At 39.2% G+C, this 12487-nt stretch carries 10 protein-coding genes; 6 read left to right on the forward strand and 4 right to left on the reverse strand.

Annotated features, from left to right (window positions below; translation table 11 throughout):
• Positions 1-340: 340 nt before the first annotated feature.
• Positions 341-1219 carry an OmpA family protein gene (locus QL986_RS08520; RefSeq protein ID WP_290191465.1) on the forward strand — a complete coding sequence of 293 codons (879 nt, stop codon included), beginning with the start codon at positions 341-343 and terminating at the stop codon, positions 1217-1219.
• Positions 1220-1521: 302 nt separating this feature from the next.
• Complete coding sequence (locus QL986_RS08525; RefSeq protein ID WP_083494660.1) at positions 1522-2724, forward strand: aromatic amino acid transport family protein; 1203 nt, start codon at positions 1522-1524, stop codon at positions 2722-2724.
• A 77-nt stretch (positions 2725-2801) separates the two neighbouring features.
• Here the strand turns inward: QL986_RS08525 and ggt are convergent, their stop codons facing one another.
• Both ggt and QL986_RS08535 read right to left on the reverse strand, forming a co-directional pair.
• Complete coding sequence (gene ggt, locus QL986_RS08530) at positions 2802-4466, reverse strand: gamma-glutamyltransferase (protein ID WP_290191466.1); 1665 nt, start codon at positions 4464-4466, stop codon at positions 2802-2804.
• A gap of 111 nt (positions 4467-4577) precedes the next feature.
• A complete protein-coding gene (locus tag QL986_RS08535) occupies positions 4578-5123 on the reverse strand; it encodes a GNAT family N-acetyltransferase (protein ID WP_290191467.1) in 546 nt (181 codons plus the stop codon).
• A gap of 49 nt (positions 5124-5172) precedes the next feature.
• Here QL986_RS08535 and QL986_RS08540 point away from each other — a divergent pair, with 49 nt between their 5' ends.
• On the forward strand, positions 5173-5538 hold the full coding sequence (locus QL986_RS08540) for a hypothetical protein (protein ID WP_013465487.1): 366 nt from the start codon (positions 5173-5175) through the stop codon (positions 5536-5538).
• Positions 5539-5609: 71 nt separating this feature from the next.
• Here the strand turns inward: QL986_RS08540 and QL986_RS08545 are convergent, their stop codons facing one another.
• Positions 5610-7832 (reverse strand): TonB-dependent receptor, encoded by a 2223-nt coding sequence (locus QL986_RS08545; RefSeq protein WP_290191468.1) that lies wholly within the window; start codon positions 7830-7832, stop codon positions 5610-5612.
• Positions 7833-8206: 374 nt separating this feature from the next.
• On the opposite strand from QL986_RS08545, the gene QL986_RS08550 reads away from it, so the two are divergent.
• From QL986_RS08550 to QL986_RS08560, 3 genes are all read left to right on the forward strand, one after another.
• Complete coding sequence (locus QL986_RS08550) at positions 8207-8803, forward strand: LuxR C-terminal-related transcriptional regulator (RefSeq protein WP_128583060.1); 597 nt, start codon at positions 8207-8209, stop codon at positions 8801-8803.
• A 241-nt stretch (positions 8804-9044) separates the two neighbouring features.
• Positions 9045-10190, forward strand: coding sequence for a porin (locus QL986_RS08555; protein WP_013465491.1), 1146 nt, complete (start codon positions 9045-9047; stop codon positions 10188-10190).
• Positions 10191-10202: 12 nt separating this feature from the next.
• Positions 10203-10610 (forward strand): phosphate ABC transporter substrate-binding protein, encoded by a 408-nt coding sequence (locus QL986_RS08560; protein ID WP_013465492.1) that lies wholly within the window; start codon positions 10203-10205, stop codon positions 10608-10610.
• A gap of 106 nt (positions 10611-10716) precedes the next feature.
• Here the strand turns inward: QL986_RS08560 and QL986_RS08565 are convergent, their stop codons facing one another.
• The gene (locus tag QL986_RS08565) at positions 10717-12342 is read right to left on the reverse strand and encodes a methyl-accepting chemotaxis protein (RefSeq protein ID WP_128583073.1); all 1626 of its coding nucleotides are present in this window, start codon (positions 12340-12342) and stop codon (positions 10717-10719) included.
• Between the last annotated feature and the right edge of the window lie 145 nt (positions 12343-12487).

Genomic DNA, 12487 nt, shown 5'->3' on the forward strand with positions numbered 1-12487 from the left:
GTTGCGGATTAAAATTTGTTCAAGCTAGGGGCGGTTTAATCGCGGCGCGAGGTTTGTAACCTAGTGGGCTAAGTAAAAACCGAGCAACAAAGAGTAAATCGCCCCTAGGCAGAACCCTTCGGGCAGCGCCTGTTTGGCATTGATGCTTTGTTATCGCCTATTTATGGGGAATAACCACACCATATAGGCGCTGCCTTGCCTAAATACCAAACAGGCTGCTGCAAATTTAACCTTGAAAGGTCAACAGACCCTAGCGTTTGCGCTGAATTATTTACTGTTGCGTAATATTTTACGGTTTTTGTCACTTTTTTGGCAAAGCTAGATAACTGGAGAATTCTCAATGAAGTGTAAGTTGTTATTTATTAGCCTAAGCATTAGTAGTGTGCTGTGTAGTTTGAATACAACTGCGGCAATGCGCCAGTACACGGCTAACCAAGATAATTCAAACTGGAACTTGGTTAAAACAACTCGCTTACAATGCCAATTAAATCATGAAGTTCCCTACTATGGTGAAGCCGTTTTTAAAGCATCAGCCAGTAAAAACAAAGATCTCACCTTTAATTTAGACATGGTTGTGCGCCCAGAAAATTACGCGATTGCCGGTTTGAAAGCGGTGCCACCTAGCTGGCGAGCAGGCCGCCCTGCCCGTGATATTGCTGATATGAAATTACTTAAAAAGTTTGATGGTGAATTAGGTAATAAAACAGCATGGGAAATGCTTACTGAGCTTGAAAAAGGTAACCAACCCACTTTTTACTACCAAGACTGGCAAAATAGTGCCGATAAAATTGCCGTGGGCATGTCTAATGTTAACTTTAAGCAAGCGTATTGGGCGTTTTTACAGTGTCGCGATGAACTACTGCCATACAATTTTGAAGATATTTCGTTCACTATAATGAACTATGAATCTAATAGCAGTAAGTTAACTAAGTCATCGCAACAACGCCTTGATAAAATTGCTGAGTATTTGAAAAACGACCCCAGTATAGAGTCAATCAGTATTGCATCCTATACCGATAGTTACGGTGGCCGCTGGAATAACCTCGATTTATCAAGAAAGCGTGCTAAGGAGATTAAAGATTACATGGTTGGCTTAGGCGTTGATGAAGCTAAAGTGGTTACTGAAGGCTTTGGTGAAAAACGCTTTGTAGATACTAATGACAATATTTTAGGCCGTGATAAAAACCGCCGCTTAGTGATTCAAATCGCTAAAATGTAAATTGTCGTATTCCTTTTCGACCGACGGTGTAATGGATAACGCTTTCGGTCAATACATACCATTTTTGTGATGCCTATTTTATACATAGCAAACAACCTCCCTTTTAATTATTAACATTTAGCTTTTTATTTTTTCATTTATATTAATAAGTTAAATTTCCTTTTTTTGATGATTTTGGCTTTTTTAATACAGTTGTAAATAGAAGATTACATTTTATTTTGTCTCTTTTATGACAAAACTATTTAAGTTTTACACAACTAGTTATATCTTGCGTGTCTCTCACGTTTGATCAGGATCATTAAGTGCTTAAAAATAAAACAATAGGTAGCATGTTAATTGTTGCAGGAACCACCATAGGTGCAGGTATGCTTGCCCTGCCTATCGCCTCTGCAGGGCTTGGATTTAATACCGCGATGGTATTAATTATCGGTTGTTGGTTACTTATGACCTACACCGCTTTACTTATGTTGGAACTACATCAATACGCCCCTCGCGACGCCACCTTAAATACCTTGGCTAAGCTTTGGCTAGGTAAGCGCGGTCAGTATGTGGCTAACTTTTCAATGATATTTTTATTTTATGCGTTATGCGCGGCCTACATAGCAGGTGGCGGAGCCCAGCTACAAGAACGTATAAACACTGGTTTTAACTTAAGTATTGCCCCACAGTTAGGCTCCGTTATTTTAGCGGTGGTGATTGCAGGTGTTGTCACTTTAGGCACCAGCAAGGTAGATAAGCTTAATAGAGTGCTGTTTAGTATAAAAATAGTGGTATTGGGTAGCTTATTTTATATGCTTACGCCTTATGTGCATGGCCAGCACTTACTTGAAATGCCGGTTGAGCAAGGGCTGATACTTTCGGCTATTCCGGTGGTATTTACCTCTTTTGGCTTTCATGGCTCTATTCCTTCTATTGTTAAATACGTTGGCCTTGACATAAAAACCTTACGCAAAGTTATGATTGCAGGCGCCTCTTTACCACTGGTTATTTATATTTTTTGGCAGGTATTAAGCCAAGGTATAATGAGCCAAGCCCAACTTCTCGAAAGTGAAGGCTTAAGCGGGTTTGTAGCCAGTGTGGCAAATATTGCTAACAACACGAGCGTTTCTACAGCCGTTAAGCTTTTTGCTGATTTAGCGCTGGCAACGTCATTTTTAGGAGTGAGCTTAGGGTTGTTTGACTTTTTTGCCGACACATTCAAAAAAGCAGATACGGGCGCAGATAGAATAAAAACCGCATTTATTACCTTTATTCCTCCTCTTGGGTTTGCCTTATTTTATCCGCAAGGGTTTATTATGGCATTAGGTTATGCCGCCATTGCATTGGTGATATTGGCTGTATTTTTGCCGGTGAGTATGGTGTACAAACAGCGTCAAGGCGTTGAAAAAAGCGGTTATAAAGTACGAAGCGGTAATATTGGTTTAGCCATAGCCGCTTTGTGTGGCATTTCAATTATTAGTGCGCAATGCCTGCAAATGGCAGGGCTAATACCTGCAATAGGTTAATACCCCATAATAAGTAATACTCTATTGGCAATCCCCCCAAACAAGAGTTTGGGGGGATTGCCATGCAAACGCTAACGTTAAAACACGATTGCTTTTCCTCTACCGCTTTGCTCTGACGCCGCATCTAATTTGCCATTATGATTAATAATCACATGCATATCACCAAAGTGGCGTTCGTCCACTGTGTAGCCCATTTTTATCAGCTGTTGTTTTACTGATGGCTCCAAGCCGGCATGTGCTCTGATAACATTTTTTGGCCATAACTGATGATGAAAACGCGGGCTATTTACCACATCATCGGCGCTCATATTAAATTCAATCGCGTTGAGTATCGATTGATACACCGAGCTAATAATAGTAGTGCCACCTGGCGACCCTGTTACCATTTTCACCTGATTATTACTGAGTAAAATAGTGGGGGTCATAGAGCTGAGCATACGTTTATGCGGCTGAATTTCATTTGCTTTGCCGCCAATGGCACCAAATACATTCATAACCCCGGGTTTAGCGCTAAAGTCATCCATTTCATCGTTTAAAATAAAGCCTGCGCCTTCTACCACCACACCACTGCCAAAGCCTAAATTAATGGTGGTGGTATTAGCTACAGCGTTACCCATGTTATCGACAATGGAAAAGTGAGTGGTTTGCTCGCTTTCTTTTAAACCGGGTTTAATGTTTTCGGTGGTTGAAATAGCCTTTAAATCTATACTGCTACTACGGTTTTTAAGATAATTTTCTGCAAGTAGTTTTGCTGTAGGTACTTGGTAAAAATCAGGATCGCCTAAGTACTCTGCTCTATCGGCAAATACTCGCTTACCTATTTCAGCCAATAAATGCACATACCCTACTGAATTATGTTGTTGTGCAGGCGTTGGTTTTTTAAGCTCATACATTTTCAGCCATTGCAATATAGCAATGCCGCCTGAACTTGGTGGCGGTGAAGTAAGCACTTGGTAGCCATTCCAGTTCGCTTTTATAGGAGTCCGCGATTTAGCACGATAACGTTTTAAGTCATCTTGGTTAATGATCCCGCCATGTTGGTGCATAAATTTTGCAATAATTGCGGCAGTTTCACCTTGATAAAAGCCATCTTGACCGTCATCGCGAATGCGCTTGAGTGTGGCAGCTAGCTCTGGTTGTTTAAAAAGCGCACCTGCCGTAGCTGTAGCAAAATAACTGGCAAAATTTACATTAATGTTTTTATTATTTAGATGCGCTATATAGTCCTCAATCAGCTGAGCCAACTTTTCAGGCACAACAAAGCCCAGCTCTGCTAATATTACTGCAGGTTGCACTAACGCTTTCCACGGTAACGTACCATGCTTTTTATGGGCTAACCACATTCCTGCGACACTGCCAGGCACGCCACTAGCGTGTATGCCGTAAATAGATTTATTTTCAATTACTTGCCCCTGCTCATCTAAATACATATCACGATGCGCGGCACTGGGCGCGGTTTCGCGGTAATCTATAAAATCACCTTTTCCATCTTTATGGATAAGCATAAACCCACCGCCACCAATATTACCCGCTTCGGGGAGCGTAACGGCTAATACAAACTGAGCAGCAATAGCGGCATCAACCGCGTTGCCGCCTTGCTCTAACACGGCTTTTGCAGCGTGGGCACTAAATGTGTCGGGCATCGCCACCGCACTTTGTTTAGCCGCTACATTAAAAAAGCCTACTTGTATTATTAAGACACTGCTAATAATTAGCATGCGTGGTGAAAAAAGTGATCCCATCCCATATCCTTAGGTTATTTTTATACATTGATGGCAAACATTAATGCACAGTAACAAACACTAGGTCAATATTTATACGCCACATTTAAAGAGCTTAGGATTGTTGTTAGATTATCCACATGACTTTGAATAAAGTACGGCTGTTAAATTTGAGCCATCCTCTGTATGAATATAATAATGTTTAAGCTGCATACTGAGTTTTTTCATAACATTAATTGAGCCAACATTTGAGGTCAGTGCTGTAGCGCTAATTGCCTTTACTTGGCGTTGCTTTTCAAGCTCTGAACAAATAGCGCCTGCCGCTTCAATAGCATACCCTTTGCCCCAACTCGCTTGCTTAAACCGCCAGCCCACTTCAATATCACTAAAATCAGGCGTATCTGAAAAAAAGCCCATCGGCCGAACAAGTACCCATCCTATAAAGGTATTGCTTTCACGCAAGGTTACTTGCCATAACCCCCACCCTTGTTGCTCGTTACGATAAGCAAGCATTCTGGGAATACTGACTGTTTTTATCTCTTCAAGCGAAGTGGGTTTACCTTGTGTTAAATACTGCATAACGGCTGGGTCTTGATCGAGCTCGTATAATTGCGGCCAATCATGTTCGTCCATTAATTTAAAACTTAATCGTGTTGTTACAGCTATGTTCATTTTCATTGTTGTATAGTTACCTCTGAAATATAATTTTCTCTAAAGGAGATAGTAAATGAAGAAATTAGCAGGTTTAGCTTTATTAGGCACTTTAATTACGTTAACTGGCTGTGAAGATGCCAACGAAGTAAAACAAGATGCAAAAGAAACAAGCGCTCAAGTGAAAGAAAAGCTTGATGAAACTTGGAATGAAGTAAAGGAAAAAACCAATGAGCTTAAAAATGATGAATCATTAAATGAGCTACTTGAAGAGAGTAAAGAAATGGGCTTAGACATGTACGACGACGGCAAAGAAGTAGCTGTTGATGCATGGATTAAAAGCAAAGAAGCGGCTGGCGAGCTGACTGAAAAAACCAAGCAAAAAGCACGTGAAATTGCCGCAGAAATTGAGCAGGCACGTAAAGAACATAAAGAAGGTTAATTATTTTTAACCATAAAAAAAGGTAAGCCATGGCTTACCTTTTTTGTTTTACTTTTAAAGTAAAATATAGATTATAGTTCAAAGTCTTTTTTGAATTTTAAACCAAACTCACTACGATCATTACTGCGCATAACGCCAACAAAGCCAGTTTGCTGTAGACGTCCTACATCGTAAACTTCGTTCAGAACGTTTTCGCCATAAAGTGTTACTTCCATATCGCCATATGCGTTAGTGTAAGAAATATTAAAGCCAACTAACTCACGCGAATCAATTGTTTCACTTTGGCTATATACTGACTGACCTTGCATTTCACTACGGTATGAATAATTAGCATTAAGTGCAACTGTCGCACCGCTGTCTAAATCCATAAAGTATGATGGGGCAACCATTACAGTCCAGCGAGGTGTTAAAGCCGGTGAATCACCTTTACCAATACCTTGAACGCCGGCTTCAACCTCTGTAATTTCTGAATCTAGGTAACCTACAGCACTTCTTATTGTAAAGTCGTCAGTGATAGCAACGGTGGTTTCAAGCTCTATACCTTGTGCTTTTGATTGGCCCGCATTTTCAACAATAGTTACAAAACCACCACCCGCTGTTGGATCTGAAAACGGAAGTGCTAAATCAGTGTAATCAGTAACAAATACCGCTAACATCATAGATACGTTTTCGTGTACCTGGCCTTTCAAGCCCATTTCGTAGTTAACCGCTTTAGTTTCGTCGAACGACACAAACTGATCTGGTCCGCCAAATGGACGCGGTGGGAAGCCACCAGTTTGATAACCTTTTTGAATTTGACCATACACATTCATGTTATTGCTGATTTGGTATGATGCATTAATGTCCCATGTCACCGCGTCAAAATCAGCACTTACAAACTTAGGTACAGGGAATGTTGGGAACTGCGCGTTTGCGTCTTTTTCGTCTTTAGAATAACGCAATCCACCGCCAACAGTTAAATCATCAGTTAAATCGTAGCTAGCATTAATATAAGCTGCATATGAGTTAGTTTCTTGATTAATTTCAAAGTCGCCGTAACCACCAAATGAAGGAGTAACGCCATCATTCAACAAGCCATTTGGTGTATTGAACGGGCTAAATACAAATGGACCTGAACGAGTGAAGCCATCTTCGTTAAAGAAGTAAAGACCAGAAACAAAATCCATGTTGTCGAATGTTGCATTTAACTGAAGCTCAAATGAGTACTGATCGGCTCCACCTTCTTCAGGAAATTCTGATAAGTTTAGAGGTGATGCATCATCATCTAGGCCACCTTCATACTCAGATGTACGATAGCTTGAAATAAATTTAGCTGTGTATGTATCGTTAATCGCCCAATCAGCAGTTAAAGACGTACCCCAACCAGAGTATGACGTTGACTCAATACCAGCAACAGTAGTACCTAAATCATCTGGGTCTGATGGGATCATGTCTTGTGTAAGTAATGGAAAGTCACCATTGAATACATCATTTGGGTCAAGTGGTTCTGTCAGTTCAATTGTATAAGGAGATTGGCCTGACTCGTTATCAACACCGTCTAAAGAAAACGTAAATGCAAGATCTGAATTTGCTTGCCATTTAAGAGCAACACGACCGCTAAACTCTTCTTCTTCACCTATTTCTTTTTCTGGGTTCGCTAGGTTTACCGCTTCGCCAACACCGTCGCGTGTTTTGTATGACGCACTTGCAGACATACTTACTTCATCATTTAATGAGTTATTGAAGTAAATATCGCCAGCAATACGTCCACGACTACCTAATTTTGCAGACGTTGTTAAAATACCTTCATCGCCCGGTTGTTTGGTAATAACGTTTACCGCACCACCTAACGTGTTTCGACCATATAGAGTACCTTGTGGACCGCGCAGTACTTCTACACGCTCAACATTAGGAAGCGATAAGTTAGACCCCATTTGGCGACCTAGGTAAACGCCATCTAGGTAAACACCTACACCGGGATCGGTTGTTATAATGTGATCTTGTAAACCAATGCCGCGAATAAATACAGAAGCATGTGCCGCGTTACCAACACCATAACGAGTAATGTTTAAGTTAGGAACGTATTTGCCAATGTCTTCTAAGTTACCCATATTGGCTTTATCAATAAGGTTAGCGCCTATTGATGTAATTGCAGTTGGAGATTCGAACAAGCTCTCGGTACGTTTACGTGCTGTAACTTCAATTTTTTCAAACGCGTCTTGTTTGGCAGTGGTTTTAGCTTCTTGTGCATTTACACAAGTTGTTAGGGCTGCAATAACCGCTAAACTTAACTGTGAGAGGGTGCGTAATTTCAAGGTTTTCTCCAAAGGGTATTAATTTAATTATGCGTTATATGTTGTGTAAACATAAACTGTAGGCATAAAAAAAGATGCTTAGATGCATCTTTCCTCTGGGAGTGTATTGTATTACATAAAAGTTACAAAATGTATATTTAACTTTAGTTTATACAAAAAAATTAATTTTCAGTTTTTAATCTGAACTAATTATCTCAATAATGACGCAACTTTGGTTTTAAATTAAGACTTTAAAATTATCCAGCAGCCATGTTATGCATAAATCGCACACATAATTTATTGTGAAAAACACATTAAAGCTACATGAGATTATGACAATATCCAAAGACCCTTTATATTTAAGTCTACAGCAAAGCCATTTTTAGGTGAAAAGCATGACAAAAAAACAGACCACACAATCAGCTAACATGCTTTTTAACAACAACCACTATAATCCATTATTTTTTACTACATTGAATAACGACATATTGTTAGTCTGCTATTCAGCCCTAAATTCTCTTACTAATTACGAACTTTTAAACCAATTTATTCATACAAATAATTACCAAGGGCTCGTTATTTTTAATATCCCTAAAAATACCGATGCGGCTTCACTCAAAGAATGGCCAAATTTAAAAGGTCTTTTTTATCAAGATACTAGTGAAGAGTTGTTCAATAGAGGGTTAGATGCAATTAAACAAGGTGAATTGTGGTTTCCACGAACCATTAGTGACATTTGGATGCGCCAAATGCTCGATACAGAGCAAAAAAACGCTTTGCAAACAACTAACCTAACCGATAAAGAAATTAAAGTACTCAATCTACTCTTTAGCGGACTTCATTCCAGTGCTATTGCTGATAGTTTATTTATAAGTGAAGCGACGGTGAGAGTGCACTTACATAAAATTTATAAAAAAATAGCGGTCAAAAATAAACAGCAAGCAATTCGTTGGTGCCAAGATAACTTAAAAAATATAAATTCACGTTTATAACTAAAAAAATAATTACTACTTAATACGTACTGCAGTAAATATTATCTCATCATAAATAATTCAAAAAACTCAGCTAGTTACATTACCTTAAAATATAAAAGCCTTAATTTTCAATCACAGTCATGTGTTCTTGTTGCAAAAAGGTAGTGAAAAGTACTTAATTTATTAATTTTAATTAGAAAAAAGTTAATACTCGTCTTATACTGCAGCGGGATACACATGAAATTAAATAGGATACACAATGAAAAAACTATCTGTAGCAGTAGCAATTTGTTGCGCACTTGCCACAAGCAACGCGAGTGCTGAAGTTCGTATTAATGGGTTTGCTTCTATTGTCGGTGGTAAGTCGCTCGATAGTGATCAAACTTTATATGGATATGATGATGATATTTCATTCAAAAATGAAAGCGTATTTGCTCTTCAGCTAACTGCTGATTTGCAAGAGAAGCTATCCGCTACAGCCCAAATAGTGGCTCGCGGCGAAAATGATTTTGATGCCGATTTTGAATGGGCATACTTAACTTATGAGATATCTGACGAATTACAGATCAGTGCTGGTAAAATGCGTGCACCGTTTTATCGTTACTCTGACTTTTTAGATGTTGGCTATACCTACCGCTGGGTGCGCCCACCTCAGTCTGTATATAACTTACCTTTTTCAACCTATGAAGGCCTAAGCTTATTACATACAACTCAGCTTGGTGATTGGGACTCTACTCTACAGGTTATTTACGGCAGCTTCGATGATAATATTGCCGTAGTATCTGTTAATGGTGATACCGAGCTTAATGATATTGCAGGGTTAAACTGGACATTAAGTTACGATTGGTTCAGTGCTCGCGCTGCTTACTTTGTTGCCGAAACGAGTATTGAGATTGAAAATGATACGGCCGAAGGTATGGCCCTTAACGGCTTAGAACAAGCCCTTCGTAACTCAGGTTTTGTTGACCAAGCAAACAGTATTGCTATTGACGAAGACGATGGTGCATTTTTAGCGCTTGGCTTTTCAATTGATTACAACAATATCTTGTTTGACGCTGAATACACACAGTTTGAAGTAGATAACAGTGCGCTCGCTAAGCAAACTCAATATTACACATCCTTAGGCTACCGTATGGATGAATGGCTTGTTCATTTAACCTATGAAAATAACGATGATGAGCATGACAGTAATCGTTATAATGCAATCCCAACTGTGCCGCAATTAAATGCTGGCCTTAACCAAGTTTTGGAAGGCTCTAAAGCAAAAAGTAATGTGTACACTATTGGTGCTCGTTATGATTTCCACCCAATGGCTGCCTTAAAAGTAGACTTTAGCCGCTTAAAAGATGACATAACAAATACTGAAACCGACGTAGTGGCCGTTGGCGTTGATTTAGTATTTTAATTGGAGCGAATCATGAAAAAATTAATTTTAGCCAGCATGCTAACATTATGTAGCTCAGCAGTTTTTGCTGAAGTTGCAGTCATCATTAACCCTGCGAATGCTAATGCAGTAAGCCAAGACGATATTAAAAAAATATACCTTGGCAAGAGCAAATCGTTTGCCGATGGCACCAAAGTTAATCCTGTTAATCAAAATGGCACTGCAGTCGCTGATGAATTTAACGACAAACTTGTTGGTAAATCGGGTAGTCAGTTAAATGCCTATTGGTCAAAGCTCGTATTTACAGGTAAAGGCACACCGCCGGGTAAACTTGATAATGACCAAGCTGTGATTGATTTTGTCGCTGCTAATGCAGATGCAATTGGCTATATCGATAGCGCCAAAGTAAGTGATAAAGTTAAAGTAGTGGGTAAGTATTAATCTGCTAAATTAAAATAAAAGCCCGCAATAAATACTTTATTGCGGGCTTTTTTATCCCTTAACGTTTTACAAAATCATAAAACGTTAAAGTAATGTGCTTTAGCAACTACTCAATTTTAAACTTAGCAGTTGCATCTAATAAGTTATCTGAAAGGTAATGTAAGTTTTTAGCCACATCTCTTACTGCTTTTAGTGAGCTCATAGTATCTTCAAATGAAACATGCATATTAGATACGTTGTCTACAACCATTGCAGCAACAGAGGTTTGCTCTTCTGTTGCAGCTGCAATTTGCGAGTTCATGCCATTAATTTCTAGTATTTGCTCTGCAATTTTTTCAATCGAAACACCGGTTTGCTCTGCTGCACTAGCATTATCGGTTGCCATATCTCTTGCAGAGGTCATCGCGCTTACAGATTCATTAGCTGCCACACTTAATGTACTTAACAATTCACGTATTTCATTAGTTGACTGCGCCGTACGAGAGGCAAGCTCACGGACTTCATCTGCAACCACGGCAAAGCCTCGGCCATGTTCACCCGCGCGTGCAGCTTCTATTGCGGCATTTAGGGCTAATAAGTTTGTTTGCTCGGCAATGGATGTAATTACATTTAATATTTGCGATACATTTTTAGTGTCATCAGCTAACTTATTAATGGTGCTGGCCGCTATATTAATTTCATCACTTAGCGTTCGCGACGCATTTACAGACATTTTTACTTGTATTCGGCTTTGATCTACTTCTTTTTCTGCGGTTTGCACGGCATTAGATGCGCTTGCAGCTGATTGTGAAATATCACCCACGCTTTGCTTCATTTCTTCCATCGACTGTTTAACAACATCTGCATCGGTGGTTTGTTTGGTGGTCGCTCTCTCCGCTCGCTCCATCCCTTGTACAAGACGGGTTGAATTTTCCATTAACGGTTCACATACCGCGATGACTTCTAAAACGGTTTCTCTAAGCAGGCTAATAAAAGCATTAAAGTTTATAGATACCTGTCCTATTTCATCCTCTGAGTTAACAGCAAGCTTGGTACTTAACGACCCTTTACCACTTGCCAAAAGGCTTAAATTATTAGCGGCATCACTGGCTGATGAACCGATATTACGCGCAATCCAAATGGCCATTAGTAATAACAGTGCTAATGAAACTACCGCAACAACCAGCATTAAGTTAAGTGCATCATCAGAACGTGCTTTTGTATTGGCCACCAGTTCGAAAAAGCGAGCATCTGCTTTTTGTTGTGCGTTTTTAAAGCTGGTTAATACGGCTTCATATAGGCTTGTTTTAAGCTGAGCTTGTTGTTGAATTTTACTGAAATCTGCCGTGCCATTAACCATACCATTGGCAATAGTTGCAGATATTTTTTCGTAATTAGCTAGTCGTGTTTTTGTATCATTATCAATATAAGAGGTATTAATTGCCTCAATCGCACCAAGATTAGTAACCAACTGCGCATAGGTTTCACTCGCCTTTGTTACTAAGTCTTGCTCACCAAAGGTTACAGCCTGGGTGTATAATTCATCTAATTTTTCTAAAATACTAACGTTAGCCAAGGTTAATTTGGCTACTTTATAAGACGATTTCTCCATTTCATTGAGTGATATGCGATTTTCGTTCATGGCAAAGTAGTTAACCAAAACGATTACTAAGAATGCGATGATCGCTATAGATGTAATTGCATGTATTTTTTTAGTAATGCTGAGGTTTTTAAAAGAGAAACCTGAAGCCATATTCATTTACTCCGTTTAATTATCTATAGTTATTATCGGCTTAAGATGCAGAAATGTTAACTTTATTTTTAACTTTAGACGCTTTTTATACATAAAGTTAAATATACCGTAATATTCTTTTGTAAACACTAACAATTGAAATATA

This window comes from Pseudoalteromonas sp. APC 3250 (assembly GCF_030407915.1).
In the GTDB taxonomy this organism is placed as follows: Bacteria; Pseudomonadota; Gammaproteobacteria; order Enterobacterales; family Alteromonadaceae; genus Pseudoalteromonas; species Pseudoalteromonas tetraodonis.